A 20005-nucleotide genomic window follows, 5' to 3' on the forward strand; every position below is an offset into this window, starting at 1 on the left:
CATCCAGTCGCTCTGTGCCCCTTGAGTTCACTTCAGCCGCAACTCGCGGCTCAAGAGCGGCGTAGTGGGCTCTATGATCAGCGCGAAGAAGAAGTACTACTCGACAAGCTTTTTCGCGCATCTGATACGGAGAGTTGCAAGGCGCTCGCTGGAAGTGCCAACTAAGCGGCGTTATGACGCTGCAGCGCGAAGTTCCCGTTTTGACATTGTGGTTCTACGGTTTATGGCGACAGCGCTCTAGCTGGGCGCCTGTCGGATTGTGTGGATGGTGGGCCCGCAACAACAGGAGGGCTTATTGCGGCTTTCATACTACGAAGATCCAAAGGGAAACTTCGGCGACGATCTGAACGAGTGGCTTTGGGATCGGGCTGCGCCAGGCTTCGTTAATGATGACCCCTCCTGTCATTTGATCGGCATCGGAACCCTCCTAGGCTCTTGGTTTGAAAAGGCTTTGCCGGCACAGGCGTTGAAGGTGGTTATCGGAACTGGATCCGGTGGCAAAGGAGCACTCGTCGACCTAAGCAACAACTGGAAGTTATATGGTGTCAGAGGGCCGCTCACAGCGGCCTACTACCGTTTGGCCCCAAATCTCATTACTGCAGATCCTGCGGTTCTTATCAACGAGTTTAGCGAATTATTTCAAACTACCGGCAGAGACGGCGTCGGTTTTATGCCGCACGTATGGAGCGCTCGAGAGTGGGATTGGCAAACTCACTGCCAACGCTTAGGCATTACCTATATAGATCCCCATGCTGACTCATTAAAGACTATATCTTCAATAGGAAAACTAAACAAAGTCATCACCGAGGCGATGCATGGTGCCATCGTCGCGGATGCGCTACGCGTGCCTTGGGTCGCCGTGAGCATATCCCGAAGGTTCGACGCTGTGAAGTGGGCTGACTGGGCGGGCGCCCTCTCGGTTGATGTCAAGTTCCATCAGATCCTTGAGCTTCGGCGTTCCCCACCTGCGTTTAGTTATTCTTCATTCAAGCGGGCCGTTAAGGCCATGGGGACGCTTGCCGGGAAACAGTTCGACACTCTTAGTTTGCCGAGGAGCACGCGTTTCGAGCAACGGGTCGCAATCACAGAGCTTCGCCGCCTCGTCACACACGCACCTGGCCAACTGAGTTCCGACGAAGATCTTCGGTCTGCGATTGCGAGAGTTAAAAACGCGCTTGATCGAGCTCGAAGCGACCAGGCCAGGGGCTTTCTAAGGTAGCTGATGCAAGTGGAACAAAAGAGTTCGCAATGCTTCGCGTGACAAAATCCAACATGGTAAGACGCGGCCAAAATCGTCTTGACTTAGGTGATACCACCTGCAAGCCTTTGCGATCCGCTTGTTGGTACCAGAAGTAGCGTCACTGAGAATGCGCGCCTCTCCATCCCCACTAAGCCGAAAGCGGAAGAAAAGCCATGGCAAGTCTAATGTTCTTTACTTTTCTGTGGCCGTCTAAAGATGGAGATGGCGGTTCACAACGCGCAGCCTTTTTGCTTCAATCCCTCGCGCGGATCGGCGCCGTTGATTTAGTCTATCTGACCCGGAGAAAGGATAGAAAGCTCGAAGATCTTGTTCCTTTGACGACTGAGGTGGCAAGCGTTTCAATCGTAAAGATTGGGACCGAGCCGATATCTGATCGTCGCAGTTGGATACCATGGTCAATTGGCCGATGGGTAGATTATGCACGATTTGGTTCCAAGGAATATCCACGTTTCAGTCGAAGTAATCTGCGCCGTATTGCAAGGCAGCTTCCGAGGAACAAGACTGATCTAGTCTTCGCGGGACGGCTGCCCAGTGCCGCGCTAGTTGATGCGCTGCTCAGCAGCGGATATCTGCACGCAAAAAGGCGGGTAGTTGACTTCGACGATGTCATGTCCAAAGTGATCAAGCAGAAGGCTAGGCTGGACAGCCGGGCTCGCATCGATGCTCGCGTCTACGCTGCGTTGGAGGCAGCGGCGATCGGAGTCGCCGAAGATCGTGCGACACGCACATGGGACGCAGTAAGCGTGTGCACCGATGAGGATGTTCAAACATGGCCGAACAGGCGGGTGATCAAGCTTCCAAATGTTATAGAACGTCCTTTGCTCCCAAGTTCCCCGGGTGATGGACGCCACTATCTATTCGTTGGCAGTTTCACTCACGGACCAAATCTGATCGGCCTAATGCGGTTTCTTGATGAAGCCTGGCCCTCGCTGCGCTCTCGACTTCCTGAGCTTTCGCTAACGGTTGTGGGGATGTCGCCGCCCGCGGAGCTTAAGCAGAGGCTCGCTAACCTATCTATACCGTTGTACTCTAACGTACCGTCGGTGCAACCATTCTACGAGCAATGCGATGCTGTTATCGCGCCAATCACCTACGGTGGCGGCACCAGGATCAAGATCCTTGAAGCTCTTGCTTACGGCAGGCCTTTGATCGCCACCCGATTTGCAGCGGAAGGATTATCCTTGAGAAACAGGAGAGACGCTCTTCTAGTGGACGGCGTTCGCGATTTCCCCGACGCAATGATCGGGTTGGCGGAGGATCCAGCCTTGAGGAGTAGCCTAGCTTCAAACGGCAGAAAGCATCAGCAAGAATTCTTTAGTCCTGAGACCCTCGCGCAGGCAGTAAGAACAATGGTGTTGTGATTACGTGGTTCTGAATGAACGCTGATCGTGGAAGAATTCTCTATATCCTTTTTCAACGTCGTTCAGGAAGTAGCTTCACTGGGGGTTAGTTCATCTCAATTGACGAGCCAGTCCGCGGTAGGAGCCAGTGGCGCAGCCGAAAGTACGGCTAGAGGAAGCGCACATGCGATCTCTGTAGCGGCGGCGCTGCTATGGGAGGTGACTGCGCTCTCCTCAGCCAAGTTAGTCTAGCCGCCTGATTCGACGCGTCCGCATGAGCGCTCGCGGTGTTTTTTGCTAGCCACGGCGAGACAATGCTCCACGCTAAGCCTCGGTGAGCATATGCGCTTAAGCTTGCGCTTTTAGCCGGCCTGCTGCTTCAAGCCCGTACACTTCAAGCCGCTTCTGAGGATCCGTGCTGGCACTGATTATGGCAAGGAAGAAGCTGTTCACTAGTCTAGTCGGTCCCTCTTGAAATCGGATCCATGTGTTGGCCGCATCGCTTGAAGCGGTGTATCGGCTCCATCTTCGTTGATGAGGTGACTGCACAGGTGACGGCCGCAAGGGGCGGCTGGCTGACGCGCTTCGTCGAGGCATGGCGGCAAGAGGCGCCGTTCCCAAGGCCAACGCAAACGTAGGCCAACATGAAGAAGCTTGTTCGGATACCTGATGCTCGCGGTCACTGATCACCGTCCCGGTCCAGTCAGCTTACCGCGTTGCATTCACCGTCGATGTTGCGATTTGTGTAGCCGAGGTGATGGCGACGCGCGCCGTCGGGAACGCCGAACCGACGACGATTCAGAGGCTCGAACGGCTGCATAGTCAGTTGCATTTATCTGCGGCCGCGATCAACGAGAGGTGTTAGCCGCCCCATAGCCGGGACTGAAGGAGGCCTAACGGGCAGGTGCTACTGTGCAAAAGGTCAGCGGCGTTTAAGAGTTCGAGCCGTTCCCCACAGCAGGTGAAGAACACTTGCGAAACCGCGAGGTCGCACTAATGATGAGCGGCTGAGGCTATAATGTTGCGCAAAAAGGTTACGGTGGCCCTCGCCAGAAACGACGCTGTACTCGAGTCCGATAGCCTGCTCATTTTCTATGATCTTGCATGGGTAATCGGAGAGCAGTGGCAGGATGGTTTGAGTATAAATTACCGGTCCCGTGAGCTTCAACACCGCAGGCTTTCCCGTTCCGTCGCGCCACGGGCGATAGGTGGCAATTCGCTTTAATACCGCATCAATAACGGCTTTGAGAAACGGATGGCCGGGCGCAGCTATCACATGCCATTGCTGAAGCTCGCCCTCCGGGAGGTCCGGCAGTTCATCTCTTATTCCAAATCCTTCGTACCTCTGACCTTTTTTATTGCTCCATCGAGACACAACAAAACCTTCGTTACAGCTTAGCACGCTATCAAGCGGGCGGCTAAAGCTGCTTTTGATATCCAAGTATACACCGCCGACCTTATAAATGAGCAGGTAACGAAAAAGGTCAGCGCGTGCAGCCCCATACACGGGATTGATCCGCTTATAAGTCGCGAGTACTCGCGAGCCATAGTTTTGATAGATGAACCTTTCGATAGCCGCATTGTCATATAAGCAGTGTTGCCAAGAAGGATTGGTTTCCTTCAACGCGGTGGTACTCTTTGCTAGAGTGTCGGGTAGATCGATCGACGGATAAGTTTGATGGATAATGCGCGGTATGGTTGCACCACGCCAAGGCTCGACCGGTATTCCGGGATCATAGATGGACGTATTCACGAATTTCACTTTTCTCGCTTCAATAAACGGGGGAGCTGAGCGTCGTCACGACCCGCCGCTCGACGGACCAAGCCCAAGCGCATCATCTCACGCTCATTGTGACGCACAGGGGTGGGACAGAGCTTACCAGTACGACAATCAGAAAGTAAAACTATTGGCATGCGCAGGTCAAATGAAAGAGCGAGTACGCCATAAGGGGCACCGGCCATGCTTCCCAATCTCTTAGTGCACGATGTCACTAAAGGCGAGACCCAGAATCCTCCCGAGAACGGTACTAGGGTCCAAACCCAATCAGCGGGTCGAGGCAGAGGGGCTTCCCTGATTCACGGCGGCGTGGATCACTGGAGGTGGGGCATGACGCTGTTCTGGTTGTCGGACGTGACCTGGTCAGCGATCGAGCCGCACTTGCCCAAGAACCAGCCCGGTCCCCGGCGCGTGAACGGCCAGCGGGTGATCTCCGGCATTCTGCATGTGCTGAAATCAGGATGCCGTTGGTACGACTGCCCGGCTGAGTATGGGCTACCGACGAGGGTCTACAGCTTCCTCACCCGCTGGTCGCACCGGGGCCTCTGGCTGAAGTTGCTCGACGCGCTTGTGGGTGCCAGCGAGGTCACGAAAAGCACTGCAACCAACAGCACCTATGTGAAGGCACAGCGTGCCGCAATCGGCGTAAAAGGAACGCTCGGCTCACGCGATCGGCCGCTCGCGTGGTGGCTGGACGACCAAGGTCCACGCGCTCACCGACGTGGTCGGCCACCCCTATGCGCTGATGCTGACCGCCGGCAATGTCAGCGACAACAAGGCCGCCCGACGCTTCTCCAGCGGGCCGGGCGCATGCGCTACCTGCTTGCCGAGGGGGGATTCGGCGCTCACCAACTGCGGCGCCCGCTGCGAGACGCAGGCGCTGTTCCGGTCATCTCTGACCGGCGCAACCGCACGCGCACCATCCGATACGACAAGGATCGATACCGCGGCCGCCACGTCGTCGAAAACGCGTTCTGCCGCCTCAAGGAGTTCCGTCGGATCGCCACCCGCTACGACAAGCTCGCCGCAAACTTCCTCTCAGGCATGGCGCTCGCCACAGCTCTCGCCTTCAAGCTTGGAGAAGGCCTGCTGATCGGGTTGAGGTCTGGCTGCTGGGCGGGAAGAGGAGGAGGCTGGCTCCGACGCCTTGATCATCCCGCGCACGACTGGCGCCTTGTGGCTCGACAGGTTGTCCATGACCAAGACGTCACCGCGCTTCAGTCCCGGCACGAGCAGCTGATCGACGTAGGCTCACTAGACGTTCCGGTTGTTTGGTCTGTCGAATACCATAGACGCTACCATGCTAGTGTGGCGAAGTTGGTAGCGGCGGTCCATGTTGGTGGACGCTCAGGCCTCATCGATGAACACGAGGCGTTCCGCCTCGAGGTCAAGTTGGTCGTCGAACCCGGTCCAGCGCTGCTCTAAAATGCCGGCGCGGTCCTGCCTACTGGCATGAGCCGTCTTTTTCGCATGGTTCCGTGGCGGGCTAAGAGCCGCCACAAGGGCGTCTAAATCAGCCCTACCGACGGATTCACGGAGGCTAGTTCTTCGATCCGGGTAACTTCGAGGAACATGGCCCTCATGGAACATGCCTAAGATGCTTTCCAAGGCCGCTACGCCTTGTCCCGACTCAGACCTTGGATTGCTTTCTCAAGCTCGTCATCAAGAAAGATATTGTTGAAATCTCTCGCAACCTTGGCTCGAGCATTTCGTCGGATTTCATCCAAGCGAAAGGCACCACTCGCAATGTTCGTGATTGTCCGGGTTATTCCCACGTGATCGTGCTCATCCACTAAGAACCCACTGACGCCATCTTCGATCAGCTCTGGTATGCCACTATGTCGCGTCGAAATCACGGCTACGCCAGCTGCCATGGCTTCCATTAGTGAAACAGGCACGCCTTCCATGTCGCCACTCTCCGCGGTCACCGAAGGTAGGAGGAACAGATCAGATCTCGAAAGTTCGCTAAACACACTCTGATGGGACTGCTTTCCCATGAAAATAATGTTCCTCTCACCAGAGGCGAGGGCCTTAAGTTCCCTGTCAAGCGGGCCATATCCGATGATCCGGAGTTCAACGGCTTCCTCACAGTTTCGGATACCTTCTATCGCGTACCGAAGCCCCTTCTTTTCAACAAACCGAGCTGCACTTAGTATCCTAAGTGGCCGGTTAAGAGATCGTTCGTCGGGAAGCGCCGCGATTTGATCTACGTCAACACCCATGCGTAAAACTTTCGTCTTACTGCCTGATGCGCCCCACTGAAGAAGTAGCTTCCTCCAAAGCTGGCTTATCGGCAAAAGCAGCTCGGTTTCCAAAAAGAGCTTGCGATACAACGGCAGATAACGCCTAATCAGGTGCTTGTCGGTCATGTCGACGCCGTGAAATACAGTGGCGATCGGGCCGGCGAGAAGCCCTGCCTCCCGTAAGTACATCGCTCGTACGCCTGCGGGTCCGAAATGAGCGACAATTCCGTCGAAACTGCCGAGCGACCGCCTTCCCAATCCGCTGATATCGGCCACAGGCGCCGTGAACCTGTGGCGCAGGCCGGAGGCGATCACCTTGAACTGCCTGCGTGCCTGCTTACTCGCTTCGTTGCTCAAAGAAGAAATTGCAAGAGAAAGCGTGGTTTTAGCAGTTTGCCAGACCCCGGCTTTACCTCCGCGGACTACGCATATTTTTGCGCGACCATTTAATGGGTCGGGCACAAGCTCGCTCGACGTACCAGCTACAATGGTGACATCATGCCCTTTATCGAGCATCCCTCGGATTTGGCGCACCACAAATGTTTCTGAGGCGACGGGATACTCAGCTAGAAAAAATGCTATCTTCATTTCCACCTCGCGTCGAATTCCGTCCAGCTCGCCTGCCGCCGGACCCGGACGCGGGGGACGGTGCAGGCGACGAAGCTCGGCGGTCGTAGGGTGGCTATAGCGACGACGCAACCCGAGCGCGGGTACGCTGTCAGTAAGCCGAGGTTTGTGAGGAGCTACGCAGAAGCATCCTATCTGCGACTCTCGGATGCCCGACCTTTCTGAACTTCTCCAAGCTTCTGCGCGGCCCTGGATACGCCCTTACGTCTGGTGCGACACGGGGCTGGTGGCAGATCGTCGAATGAGCTTTGCATGGGAACGCTTTTTTATAGGAGCTTCCTCTGGAAGCGAATTTGTCGCCCAATTAGGTGCTTCACAAAAAGCATCGGCTTTTGCACTGGCATTCTTCACCTAACGACGCATGCTGTAACTACCCCAGAGCTCCACTGATTTGCGCCGTCGGTGATACGGCTTCAAGAGCCGCTCGCGAGGGCACTACGAAACCATCCAGTTCGATTGCCTCGTCACACGAGGGGAGCTTAGATCGAGAGATATTCCCGCGCCGGCGCAACATTGGATATCCCAGCCATCTCACTTCTTGAGCAACGTGCCGGGTTTTAGTGAACCCCTTCTGAATCAGTCTGCCTAATCTTGCCTTTGCTCCCCACGGAGCTGCCGTATGAATGGCGGGACATCCACCTTGAAACGTGTGTTCTTTTTAGGCTCGATTTTAAAGTGGTATTCCTCGGGCCAAATACGGCCACCGCCCCACCAGGTGATCCCGAGCAGCACGTCCGAGTTGGCCTTGACATCGGCAATCGCGTCGGCCCCGATGCCCTTGCAGTTCTCCTTCACGCCGTGGCTGGCGCCAAACGCCGCCTCGGTGATGTACGCCTTAAGCCCGCGCTTGCGCAGCTGCGCCGCGAATCGATCGAAGCCACTGGTGTCGCCCCAGGTTCTGTCACAGGACATGCTAGTCCCGCTAGAGCCCTTATCCCAATAACGATGGCCGCTGATGTAGGTTAGGTTGATTGGGTCTAAAGGCCCGCTCCTGTCGCGATCGATCGCGCAGCCAGCGCTTTCGCAAGCCTTGCCCGGCTTTTCCCCCTTGTCGAAGCGAAAGGTAGCCGACCAGCCGGGATATTCCAACGCGATTGGATGACGGATACCGTTTTTACGCAGGCCGGCGATGATCACCTTGCTGTCGCGGATCCACTGCATCCAGTCGTTTGTGACCACGGCGTCGTCAAATCCTCGTGGCTCGTTAACCAAATCGAGAACCACCGATCCGTCATCGGGAAAGTTGCGGGCGAGCGCAGTCCAGTCGGCAATCATCACCTCCGGCTTGCGCCAGGTATAATCATGTCGATCAAGGATTACTGGAACCCGTTTAGAGCGAGCGTAACCGACATTGGCTTGTAGCTCCGAGATGCGCACTGGCGTCATGCGCTCCATCTTGAAGGGATAACGGATCAGCTTGAAACGGTAACGTTCGATGTAGCCCTTGAAGTCGTTCAAGCCCGGACGAACGGAGTCGCCTCCTCCCGCTTCTGCACCCGACAAATTGACCCCGAACAGCGCACGTCGAGGTTTGGCTTGAGCGAAATGCCCGAATACTGGGGCTGAAGTGATCAGCATTCGGGAGGCCTGCGCCGTGCACGCGCCGAAGCTTGTGGGCCCGAAAGTCCCGCCCTCAAACGCAGACCCTGAAGACCATAAGCCGGCGGCACCCTCGACTGACCTGTCCGGCCCGTTCTTGCGGTCGATCCAGACCTCCAAACTTTGGCTGCGCGTTCCGGCCGATCGCAGCCGTCGACCCACTTGGTTGCGCGGGACGGCGGATTCCGAAGCGCACACGATGTGACCTGACGTCGGGTTCTCACCGATGAGGCCGTGCCCTGTACCGGCAAAAGCTAATCCGGCGCCGCCCGATACGAGCACCGCAAAGAGAGGGGTTAGGCGCATCACTGGAAATCTCCTTTGGGTGGTGGAAGTAGGCGCCTCCCGGGGCGACATGCCAGTCGAACTTGAAGTCCGACTGATAGCGCCCGTTGAACTTTTCGTCGGCCGCCCGTGCCCGCCTCGCCTAAAACCGCTGGTACCTTCGCAAGTGGGTGGTGCCGCCGCGCCAATGGAGCACCGCCTCATTTCCATTTCACCGGTCGCTAGAAGCGAATCCTTCGAAACTCGCGGTGTCCGCAGCCACTCCCTCTAATTTTTTCTCATCAGCGGGCCCCTTCGAGGCCGATAACCTCCTCCATTGCAGCAATAGCAGCAACGCCTTATGCAGCGATAGCCGTGACTTCAAACAGGACTTAATCAGAAGTATGCCATCAGATGACAGCAGTTCCGTAGCCGATGTCACGGTGGTCATAGCGGCATACCGGGCAACCGGATTCATCAGACGCGCCATCGACTCTGCTCTTGATCAAGATGGGGCCTCTATTCAGGTCATTGTCGTCGACGATTGTTGCCCTGAGGGTACGGGTGGTTTCGTCGCACGGCATTATCAAAGCTTTGATAATGTTCATGTCATCACGCTGGAGGTCAACGGGGGCCCTGGCAACGCCCGCAACATTGGCATCAGGCATGCGCACGGTCGCTGGATCGCCATCCTCGACGCTGATGACGCTTTCGAGCAGGGTCGCCTTGCTCGTCTGACCAAAGCCGGAGAAGCCGCTCGTGCAGATGCTGTCGCAGACAACGTCAGGTACTACGACGCCATCAACAAGAGCTTTAGCAAACCTGCCATTCAGCGTTCGAACTTCGCTCATGAAGTGGACATCTATGAGTTTGTCGACCGAGCTCGTCCGGGAACTGGTGAGCTTGATTTCGGCTTGCTGAAACCAATTTTCCGAACAGAAGCGGTTCAGGCCATGAGTGAACCTTACCCCGCCTTGGTTAGGCACGGAGAGGATTTCCTTTTCTACTTCCGGTTTATATTACATGGTCGGAAGTTTATCTTTGCCCCCGAAGTCGGTTACAGCTACACAGCACGATCTTCAGGTTTAAGTCAAACTAGGGTCGACTACGAATCACTTCGTCTAGATACGCTTAGGCTTAGCGTGGCTCAAGATGAACTCGGGGAGCGCCGGCTCGCGGCCCTGCTTCGTAAACGCGCCGACGCGTTGGATCGATTAGGACGCGAGCGCCGGATCATGGAGTTGATCAGAAAGAAGGCCGTCGCTCAGGTTCTCGCGTCGGTCCTTCACCATCCGACGTCGGCAATCGTGATAGCAAAGACCTTGAAAAGATGGTTGCTTCAGAGGAGCCTCTGAGCGCCAGAGAACCGGCTGCACGAGCATTTTAGACTCAGCTTGTGGACAGCGCGGCAGAGCGTAGCTTTTCGAAATATTTATCGATCAGATTGGACCAACATCGAGCCGCAACAATTTCGAAGCCATCAACTGGTCCGAGGCTAGCAGTGCGCCAGGACGCGACAAGCCCGTTTGACCGAAAGAAGCTCATCATCCGATTGCTGGATGCCCGCAAAACGATCGGCCAAGTTTGGACTAGGGGAAAGGACCTCCCCTCCTGCCACTCGTCGACATCAGCTTCAGCCAAAGCGTTAAAACTTCTATCAACAGCGAAGATTGTGAATTCCGCGCCGTTCGCAGCCAGCTCGAGAGCGCCACAATCAGCACTTCTCACCGTAAGCTACGAACCCCAACCTGATTAGGTCGCCCCTAATCGACACACCTCGAGGGCACGACACCGCCTAAAATGCGGATTGTGCAATGCCGCATCCGCGGGTATCTCCTGCATCTCGTAATCAGGGTAGCAGCTTTGTCCATTCTCGTTAAAGCGGCGTCTTGGCTTACCTCCTTGTTCCGGGAGAGTAAGCCGCGGGTCATAAACTTGCCTTACAATCCGCCACGCGATGAAGAAGACGCAAGAACAGAAAGGCGCCCGCTAGCTCCTGATGAGGAAAGTAGCATACCGGCATCGAAGCTTTCCGTCAACAACGGGGTCGACCGGAGGACGGTTCTTCAAGCATTCGACGCATCGCGACCGATCAGCGGCAGATCTCAGCTATTTGGTAGGCAGCGCGAAATCGAAGCGCTACTGCTGGCCGTCTTCGACTACCATCAACATGCAGTTGTTTACGGAGCTCGGGGCTCCGGCAAGACCTCGGTCGCCCGGGTGTTCGGCGATTTCGCCGACCAGTGTGGCGCCGTCGTACTGTACTTTCCTTGTCAGCCAGAGGCGAATTTCGCCCAACTCATGGGAGCCCTCATCGATGGCTTGCCGCCAACGGCGATCGCTCCGCAGGAGCGGCCAATCTTCAATTCGCGCCTGCAAAATCTTCCAGCTCACTTCGGACCATCGTCCTTTGTCGACTTGGTGGCTCAAGCTGTTGCGAGGCCTGTCGTCCTCATCCTTGATGAATTCGATAGGATAACAGACGATAAGACGAAGACCGACATCGCTGTCGCTATGAAGCTCTTATCCGACACGCACGCAGCGATTCGTATTATGCTCGTCGGAATCGCAAGCAGCGTTAGCGACATTCTCGATGCCCATCCGTCACTGCGCCGTCACATAGCGGTCACGCGAATTGGGAGGATCGAACCTACCAGCGTAAAGGCGCTTATCGCTAATGGTGAAGCAGTCACCGGGTTGCCCTTTAGCGAGGAAGCTCGCTCTATCGTTGAACGCGTCAGCATGGGCTCCCCTTATCACGTGAGATTACTTTGCAGGCAGGCCGCCTTGAAAGCTTATAATCGCCGCGCATCAGAGGTATCGTCGACCGACGTTCGTGCCGGACTTGCGGAAGTTGTCGAGCTATGGGCCGCGACCAATCCTGCTGACGCGAACAGATTTTTGTCCGTCGCTTTGGACCCGTTCCTGCAACCCGAGCTCGAGAAGATTGCCCGAGAAGCTGCGATGAAGGACCAATTCGCGGCGGATTCATCATCTAGTAATGCGCTGGCTATGCTACGCGACAGCGTAGTTCCTTCCGCACATGCTGAAGGCTACTGGGCTTTTGCAGATAGTCTTGCTCCGCAGTTTCTTGTGGCCGCGACCGTCTTAGCCGAAAGCGACGCAGCACAAATTCGTCACCAGGAAGGATCGCTTGATGTTGCCGCTCAGTGATTTAGCCGCCGCGATCAAGCAGCGACTCAGGATCGAAGTGGCTGTCTTTGTGCTGGTTTTGGCTATCGTCGCCCTTATGACTTTGCTCTCCCCTAAAGTCTATCGCTCCACGTCGAGTCTGCTCTTTGACGAGAAGCCCATCGATCCTGTTCAAGACGCTGCGGGCGGGGACCGCGATCTTTCCACTCTGCTCTCCACGCAAGCCGCCGTTATCAAGAGCGACTTGGTGGCGGCGAAAGTGGTGCAAAATCTCAATCTCGTCACCCCCGACATCCTTTCTCAGTGGCGCGCGCAGACAGGAGGCGCCGGAGACGTCAATGTTTGGTTCGGGTCTCGGTTGTTGAACGGTCTTGAAGTCGTTCCCGACGGCGCATCGCGAATCGTAAGAGTCAGCTACCGATCCAACGACGGGGCTGTGGCCGCACAGTTAGCAAACGCTTTCGTGAAAGCCTATTTGGATCAGAAACTCGAACTCCAGACCGACCCTGCGAAAACCTACTCTCGCTGGTACGCAGATCGGACTCGTGAAGTGCGAGCGAACCTCGAGACCGCGCAAGCGAAGTTGACCGCTTTCAAGCGGCGAACCGGCATCGTCGATACGGATAGCACGAACGCGGAGACAGGGCGACTTACTGATCTTCAGTCTGCAGTTACCAGCGCTGAGGTCGGGTCTGCCGATCTTGGTTCTCGCAGCGCAAATGCCGCCTCGCGCTCTCCAGACGTACAAAATAGCGCCGTTGTTTCTGGCCTGAGAGCGAGCATCGCCTCGAAATCGGCTCAACTTAGCGAGATGAGCGTATCTCTTGGCCCAAATCATCCAGACCGCCGCGCTGCGCAAGCCGAGCTAGCCGCTCTAAACTCCCGACTTGCGTCTGCCATCGCAGAACAGAGTGCCTCAATAAATGTGGCAAGCTCAGCGGCTGAGAGCAAAGAAGCTGAACTGCGAAGGAATCTTGAAGCGCAAAAAGCCAGGATGCTAACTTTAGCAGGAGAGCGCGCCGAGTACGATGTTCTACGACGCGATGTCGACTCGGCTCGCGCCTCATATGATCAAGTAACTCAGCGCCTTGACGCCATGCGACTATCCGCAGCCGCCCCTACGGCGGGAGTCCGGCAGCTCGATGTCGCGAGAGCCTCCGTGTTGCCATCGGAACCGAATATCACCCTCCGCCTACTTCTCGGCCTCGTTCTGGCAACTCTTCTGGCGATCGGAGTAGCTATTCTGCTGGAACTGGCTCGCCCGATTGTGAGGTCAGCGGCAACGCTTCAGGAGGTTACAGGCGTGCCTGTAATAACCTCTGTGAACTTCACGAACTCGAGTACTCTAGATCATTTGAAACCTGACAAGAAGGCCGCATGAGACTCCGATCATCAGATACGAGCAAACAGGGTTCTGGCTTGCTCGGCGACGTGTCGCCCGTGGGTTCTTCCGCACGTGACTCCAGTGGTATAGATTCCGCTCTTCTTCCGGAGCAGCGCGCTTTAGTGCTGCAACTGCAACAAAGCACGGGCAAGTCATTCCAAGATTGCGCTATGGAGCTGGGATACCTCCCGGGCGAGACGTACAAAAACGTCAAAACGTTTTCGGCGAGAGGTGTTGGCTCGGGCACAGATCAGGATCTGAACCCGTTGGTCGTTATGATGTCCCAACCCGACGATCCTGTTGCCCGCGCCGCAAGGGAGCTAAGAGCTGCATTCGGGTCCATGCAGAATCGTGATGGTACTACCCCGCGGCGATATGCTCTCTTGGCGCTTCGAGCTAGGACTGAGAACTCAATCATTGCAGCTAATCTGGCGGTTGCTTGTGCTCTCAGCGGCCAGCGGACACTTCTGATCGACGCCAATTTCAAGAATCCTGTTCAACACGGCATATTCCACCGCGCCGGGGGGCATGGCGTCTCGCAGCTCCTGGCGAAGAAGGCTGACCTTGATCAACTGATCCAGGCGACTGATGTGGAGGGCTTGAGCCTCCTGCCGATCGGCACCGCAAACAGTATAACTGCCGAGCTTACCGACCGTGCAGCACTTGCGACGTCCACAGAGCGGGCTTCAGAAACGTTCGACGCTGTAATCGTCGACGTTGGCGAGGCGGATCAGGTGGGAATTGCATGCGCGCAAGGCTTCGACGCCGTGTTATTACTCGTTCAGCGCGACGTAGCCCCACTGGGAGACGCGAGACGAATATTCGAGAAACTGCGCGGCACGGGCGAAGCGTCCTTCGGCTTGGTAGTTATCGACTGATAAGGCCAGCATGGAGGTGCTTATGAGTAGGTCACGACTTCGAATTGAGGCTTCCGAAAAACGTCGCCTTGGCCATGTTGAAGTTGAAGTAGAAACACAACGCGGCGCCCTTTCACGTCTCCGCACGGCGGTGGAAGCTCGGAGTTGTTCCACTTGGGGCTTCTGCAACGCCCACACAGTTAATATGGCTGCCGAAGATGTTCGTTTCCGCGCGGCGGTGGGCGAAATCACGATGTTCAATGATGGTGTCGGCGTGGACATCGCGAGCCGGTTGCTTTTTGGAGCCGCCTTCCCGGAGAACTTGAACGGCACTGACCTGACTCCAGCTTTGCTCGAAATGCTCCCCGAAGGCACAAAGGTTTATCTCGTCGGGGGCTCACCAGATACAGCAGTGCGAGCTGCGGAGGCATTTTCGGCTATGCACCCGAACGTCCGGCTTGTTGGCTGCCATCACGGTTATTTTTCAGATCATCAGGGGTCGCTGGTGGCCAATCAGGTAGCAGCCGCGGATCCGGATCTGATTCTAGTCGGCATGGGGCACCCTAAGCAGGAGATCTGGGCCGCAAGCAACATGAGAGCTCTGAAGGCTCCCTCTTTGTGTGTCGGAGCCCTGATTGATCGGGCTGCGGGAGCGATCCCCCGTGCTCCGCTCTGGATGCGCCAATTGAGAGTCGAGTGGCTGTTTCGCCTGCTGCTTGAGCCTAGAAGGCTTGCGAAAAGGTACCTTTGGGGGAATGGTGTATTTCTCATCAGAGTTTGGCGGCAGCACCGTGCGTCCTCATCTGGCAAGTTACAGACACATGTTTGAAAATGCTCCAAGTCGTTTTTTGTATTTAAGGATCGCGCTTCTTTGCTCCGTGTTGCCGGCCTTCAGCATCCCTGCGAACGCGCAAGGTGGAACGGTCGGACGGCCGCTCATAGGAAGCGGCATTGACGGGCCAGCGGCGGCAGCGGGAAATCGCGAGCGCGTCACAGTAGAGCCTTCCATTGCAATAGCCTACGACAGCAACGTTCTTCGTCGTGACGCGGACGCTGTTGCCGGATCGACCGACAACGTTCGCTACACGCCGTCGCTAAACCTGAGCTACAATCGACAGATAGGGAGGACACAGATCCGCCTTGCTGGCTCCGCCGGATATGACTTCAACTCGCGCTTTCGCTACTTGAACAGGGAGCGTCTTGCCGGAAGTATCGCAGTCCGGTCGCCGGTTGGGGCGCCCTGTCCAGTCTCGCTTTCCTTCGACCACGAGCAGGCGCAATATGAACTAGACGAGCTTGACACCGTTGCGAGCTCAGTTCAGACGATTCAAAATATCACTGCTGACGCCTCCTGTACTAGGCCTGGCCTATCGCCAAGCCTCGGCACATCTTATCGGATAGTCAAGAATAGCGCCTCCTCGCTGTCAGATAGCAACTACCTCGAAGGACATCTGGGCCTCCGCCTCAATATAACATCCCTGGGATCAGTGACAATCTACGGACAAGTTGCACGGCTCGCTCGCCCTGAATTTGAGCAAGCCACAGGTATCTCGGACACCACTCAAATGAGGCGTGTCTACGTGTCGTTATCCCGCGCCGTAGCTCCTAGACTCCAGCTCACTGGGAATATCGGGTACCTGCAGGCGCTGCCACAGCGTGAGAAAGTTCCCGACTTTTCTGGATTTTCGTATCGCGCAAGCGTCCGCTACGTCTTTTCTCCGCAGGTGATACTGAATTTGTCCGCCATGCGAGATGTCGAAAATAGCACCGGCATATCGGCGACATACATGGTGCGACGAGACCTTCGCACTGGGTTGGACTTGAATGTTTTTCATCGGACGTCGTTGAGTTTTCAAGCAGTGCGGCAATTGCGACGCTTCGTAGGCAACGATTTGGGCACCGGGTCGAACATTGGTTCTGAAGCGTCCGATGCCCTAACGGTGGGTATCACGCGAAGTATCGGACGCCGGCTCCGACTGGGGCTCAACGGAGGCTTGTTGTCGCGCCGGGCTGATGTAGAATTGTTTGACTTTGATGCGACGAGACTTGGTCTCTCCTTGAGTAGCAGGTTTTGATTTGGGGAGTTTATAATGTTCGTTAGGCGAATAGCAATTGTGGCTCTGGTAGCATTGGCTCCAAGCTTGTCTACCGCTGCTGCTCAAAGCGTAGTAGGTCCCGCAGCAGCGTCCGCAGATGCTGGCTACGTCCTTGGGATCAATGATCAGGTGGAGATAAATATTTTCGGCGCCGGTCAGTCTCAGGCTGTACGGTCTCGCATAACTGAGGATGGTACCGTCATTGTTCCATACCTCGGAGCGATCAAGGCGACCGGCTTAACTGCGAGGCAGCTATCCGAGGAGTTGACTAAGCTACTAAAATCTCGGGGTATCTTCAACAATCCTATTGTGGGTGTTGAAGTGCTTCAATTCGTTAGCAATACCGTTACAGTTTTCGGCGAAGTTGGAACGGCTGGTCTTTATCCCTTGGATCAACCGCTCACAGTCGCTCGCCTGATGGCAAAGGCTGGTGGAACCCGCGGCACCGCCGCCGACTTCGTCATCCTGAGGCGTGGCGGAGCGGAGCACCGTATCATACTTTCGAATGGATCGGGGGAATGGAGCAGTTCCACACCTATACTTCCTGGCGACGAATTGTACGTGCCCGTAGCCCCAACTATTTATATCTACGGCCAAGTGAATTCAGCGGGATCCTACTCCATCAAAAGCAACATGAGCGTTTTACAGGCACTTGCGAGAGCTGGTGGCCCTACACTCGGAGGGTCCCAGAACAACATCTCCTTGTATCGCGATGGCAAGAAGATCAAGCGCGTAGAGCTTGATAGCGACGTGCGGGACGGCGACGTCCTTTACGTGCATGAGCGGCTTTTCTGATTCTTATAGCTCGGGGGCGGTTCTAGACTAGGATCGCCCAATTCCATGCCTGCGCGCTGTCTGCGGTCCGGCGGAAGTGCTAAGATCCGGACGCGCAGATCACAAGTTTGATAGTACGACGGTAGCAGGCGCGTCAGCAAGAAGAAGGCGGTTGAACGGCGGAAGAGATGGGCGGCGACGCGGGGCGCTTGAGCGGGCGAGCATATAATAGTTTGGCTGCAACGCCCGTGCGCTGTTTATGGTACCTGACGAAGTAGTCGCCAGGTCGTGAGCTTATAAGCGGAGTGGCAGAACGAATTATATGCCACTCATCGCATTGCTGACGATGGTAGTTGCGGCCGGGGGAAGCGACCGGCGGCGGCAGGGGCATAACGATCATCTAGCACTTTGATCAGGCAGACGAGGAGAGCCAGCAAGGTGACCCGCCAGAGAGAAAGGCATGGGCCAGGGTGAATCTCAGGACGATCCCCGTAGAGGTGAACAGCGCGCCGACAAGTAGGTTACCACGGTCGGGGGCACGTTCGGTGCCGACGCAACACGTCCCTCTGCGGCGCGATCAATGATCGAGGCGCGCTGAACGGCATCTTCTGTTGCTTGCGCCCGACGTACCGTGGCGCGGCGTACTCGAGCGTTTTGATCCGCGCACCACGTGCTACAATTGCCTCGTGCGATCGTGAACGGCGCCGGCTGATGGACGCCATCACCGCCGTGCGTGGGGCAACATTCAGATGATGGACACCACCTCCATTGACGCCCGCAAGCAGGTGGGGACGGCACAAAGCAGGGCAGATCACCGTCTCGAGTACGCGTCCGGCCTGACCCGTGTTGCGGGGAACGGCAAGGCGGTCATGCCGCTGACTGCTAAGTTCTACTTCTGGAGTCCAGAAGGAGGACAGAAGATGGTTCGGGTGGAGATCATCACCCGGACCGGACGCCGGCGCATCTACAACGACGATGAGAAGGCCCGACAGCCAGGTCTACAATCGACGGTCGTTGCACTGTAAGGCCGCTAGCCTCGTCCAGCCGATGCAAATTGTCATCTAGTGCAGTGCCGGCTTTAGAGATCGAGACGCCGCGCCCGCGCGGGACGCAAGTGGTTCCGGCAGCCAATACCCCACGTTCCGCCGACCGGGTTGCCGTCGCGTGAGAGGAAACGGTCCGCCCCCTCGTACGCCCGTGCAGGGACCATCGACATCACGCTACCATCAGGGGCTCACCTTGCCGCGGATACCTTCGTCAACGAAAAGGCCCTGGCAGGGGTGCTGCGCGCTGGAGCATGGCGCATGATCTCGCTGGCACCAGGGAAGCGGGTGAATCTGGCAAGCCGGTCAGTAAGGATGCGCCTGGGCTTTGACGGCCTCGCCGCGCTGTTCGACCGTTGTTCTCGGACGAGCCTTATGCTGGCCACGTCTTCCTATTCCGCAGCAGAAGCGGCAACTACCTCAAGGCGCTGCACTGGGCTGGCATTGGGCTGTGCCTGTTTACCAACCGATTGGAGCGGCGCCGGTTCGTTTGGCCACCGCTTATCCACGGCGGCGTGGTGGTCTCGCCGGCGCAGCCAGCGCTGGTCGTCGAGGCGATGGACTGGCGGCGAGCAGTTGCTCCGCCGCCACCCGGATTACGGTGCAGTTGTGAGAAGAAACCGCGGAAATCCCGGCATTTGGCTCGGGGCGAACGGCTGCATCTGGTTAAGAGTCCATGTCGCCACCAGACCGACATCCCCCAATGATCCTGACGCTCTGAAGGTGTTCATTGCCGACATGCAGGCGAAACTTGCAGCTTCCGAGCAGGCGCTGGCGATGGAGCGGGAGGCACACGAGGCCATCCGCAAGCAGGTCGAGGCTGCGCAGAACCCAGTCAAAGTGACCACCTGGGACTTGAAAAGCTCAAGGTACAGCTTGCGCGGCTGCGGCCGATGAAGTTTGGCCAATCGTCCGAGCGACCGGCGTTGCTCGCCGTCGGGTCGGCCCTTCTCGGTGGCATGGGCCGTTGTTTCAATGCGCGTGATCAGTGGCGGTCGAAGAACCGCAAAAGGCGGCCGATCCCAACCGGGGTACCCCGTTTCGGCCAGCAGCCCCTGCAAGTCCACCAGGGTAATGACGCCCCTGCCTTCGATCGCACCCAGCATGAAGCTCGTCGGCGTCGATCCCCGCCGCACGACGATCGCAACCCTGCAACTTGGCAGCCGGCGTGCCGTGCTGAAGGACCAATTGCCGCCAGCGGATCGTGCTCGCTGCACTCACCCCAACTGAGCCGCTGCGGCCCGGCAGGACATCCCACTCTCAATCGCGGGTACCACCCGCCCACGGAATCCTGTGACAGCACTCCTGGCATCCATACCGGCCCTCTCAACTTCGTAGTAAGGCTGATTCAGAGCACCCCCGCTGTGTTTATTCTCAACGACTCAGAAGGCGGGGAAACCGCTACAATCCGACGCCTCTTCTCCAAGGCAAGGCAGTGCTGGCGAGCGGCCGCCGCTAAACAAGCTCGCCACCGGGTTCCTCGCCTTGGTCCAGCTCGCATCAATGCGGCTGCGCAAACGAGCTTTTGGGTCTTCCGCCAAGATAGCTGCAGTCGCTGAGCAACCCGCGAGGGCCGACCCACTTGGA

Annotated in this window: 16 protein-coding genes; 13 read left to right on the forward strand and 3 right to left on the reverse strand. The window is 56.9% G+C overall.

Translation table 11 applies throughout. From position 1 onward, the window contains the following. The first annotated feature begins 265 nt into the window (after positions 1-265). Together FHT02_RS16545 and FHT02_RS16550 are read left to right on the forward strand one after the other, a co-directional pair. Entirely contained in the window at positions 266-1219 is a 954-nt protein-coding gene (locus FHT02_RS16545; RefSeq protein WP_184090203.1) for a polysaccharide pyruvyl transferase family protein, read from the forward strand. A 206-nt stretch (positions 1220-1425) separates the two neighbouring features. After that, positions 1426-2622: a glycosyltransferase family 4 protein gene (locus tag FHT02_RS16550; protein WP_221239534.1), complete on the forward strand. Its 1197-nt coding sequence runs from the start codon at positions 1426-1428 to the stop codon at positions 2620-2622. A 901-nt stretch (positions 2623-3523) separates the two neighbouring features. Here the strand turns inward: FHT02_RS16550 and FHT02_RS16555 are convergent. After that, positions 3524-4354: a glycosyltransferase gene (locus FHT02_RS16555; RefSeq protein ID WP_184090209.1), complete on the reverse strand. Its 831-nt coding sequence runs from the start codon at positions 4352-4354 to the stop codon at positions 3524-3526. Positions 4355-4708: 354 nt separating this feature from the next. Here FHT02_RS16555 and FHT02_RS16560 point away from each other — a divergent pair, with 354 nt between their 5' ends. Continuing rightward, entirely contained in the window at positions 4709-5803 is a 1095-nt protein-coding gene (locus FHT02_RS16560) for an IS5 family transposase (protein ID WP_246352471.1), read from the forward strand. Between the two features lie 188 nt (positions 5804-5991). Here FHT02_RS16560 and FHT02_RS16565 read toward each other — a convergent pair whose 3' ends face one another. After that, on the reverse strand, positions 5992-7209 hold the full coding sequence (locus tag FHT02_RS16565; RefSeq protein WP_184090212.1) for a glycosyltransferase: 1218 nt from the start codon (positions 7207-7209) through the stop codon (positions 5992-5994). Positions 7210-7833: 624 nt separating this feature from the next. Next, positions 7834-9153, reverse strand: coding sequence for a cellulase family glycosylhydrolase (locus tag FHT02_RS16570; RefSeq protein WP_246352481.1), 1320 nt, complete (start codon positions 9151-9153; stop codon positions 7834-7836). 227 nt (positions 9154-9380) lie between these two features. Here FHT02_RS16570 and FHT02_RS16575 point away from each other — a divergent pair, with 227 nt between their 5' ends. The 10 genes from FHT02_RS16575 to FHT02_RS16625 all read left to right on the forward strand — a co-directional run bounded on the left by FHT02_RS16575 (position 9381) and on the right by FHT02_RS16625 (position 19648). Further along, complete coding sequence (locus FHT02_RS16575; protein WP_184090218.1) at positions 9381-10466, forward strand: glycosyltransferase; 1086 nt, start codon at positions 9381-9383, stop codon at positions 10464-10466. A 508-nt stretch (positions 10467-10974) separates the two neighbouring features. Further along, positions 10975-12285, forward strand: coding sequence for an ATP-binding protein (locus FHT02_RS16580; RefSeq protein WP_184090221.1), 1311 nt, complete (start codon positions 10975-10977; stop codon positions 12283-12285). Beyond that, positions 12269-13645 (forward strand): GNVR domain-containing protein, encoded by a 1377-nt coding sequence (locus FHT02_RS16585; protein ID WP_184090224.1) that lies wholly within the window; start codon positions 12269-12271, stop codon positions 13643-13645. The genes FHT02_RS16580 and FHT02_RS16585 overlap by 17 nt, the downstream gene beginning before the upstream one ends. Positions 13646-13683: 38 nt before the next feature. Further along, positions 13684-14526, forward strand: coding sequence for a tyrosine-protein kinase family protein (locus tag FHT02_RS16590; RefSeq protein ID WP_184090228.1), 843 nt, complete (start codon positions 13684-13686; stop codon positions 14524-14526). Between the two features lie 10 nt (positions 14527-14536). After that, positions 14537-15334, forward strand: coding sequence for a WecB/TagA/CpsF family glycosyltransferase (locus tag FHT02_RS16595; RefSeq protein ID WP_184090231.1), 798 nt, complete (start codon positions 14537-14539; stop codon positions 15332-15334). After that, positions 15261-16580 carry an outer membrane beta-barrel protein gene (locus FHT02_RS16600; RefSeq protein WP_184090234.1) on the forward strand — a complete coding sequence of 440 codons (1320 nt, stop codon included), beginning with the start codon at positions 15261-15263 and terminating at the stop codon, positions 16578-16580. The genes FHT02_RS16595 and FHT02_RS16600 overlap by 74 nt, the downstream gene beginning before the upstream one ends. Positions 16581-16646: 66 nt before the next feature. Beyond that, positions 16647-17396 carry an SLBB domain-containing protein gene (locus FHT02_RS16605; protein WP_184090237.1) on the forward strand — a complete coding sequence of 250 codons (750 nt, stop codon included), beginning with the start codon at positions 16647-16649 and terminating at the stop codon, positions 17394-17396. A 728-nt stretch (positions 17397-18124) separates the two neighbouring features. Next, entirely contained in the window at positions 18125-18400 is a 276-nt protein-coding gene (locus tag FHT02_RS16610) for a hypothetical protein (protein WP_184090240.1), read from the forward strand. A 279-nt stretch (positions 18401-18679) separates the two neighbouring features. Next, positions 18680-19315, forward strand: coding sequence for a hypothetical protein (locus FHT02_RS21665; protein WP_246352472.1), 636 nt, complete (start codon positions 18680-18682; stop codon positions 19313-19315). 177 nt (positions 19316-19492) lie between these two features. Further along, positions 19493-19648, forward strand: a complete 156-nt coding sequence (locus tag FHT02_RS16625; protein WP_184090246.1) for a hypothetical protein — start codon at positions 19493-19495, stop codon at positions 19646-19648. Positions 19649-20005 lie beyond the last annotated feature (357 nt).

The organism is Sphingomonas xinjiangensis, assembly GCF_014199255.1.
Classification (GTDB): Bacteria; Pseudomonadota; Alphaproteobacteria; order Sphingomonadales; family Sphingomonadaceae; genus Sphingomonas; species Sphingomonas xinjiangensis.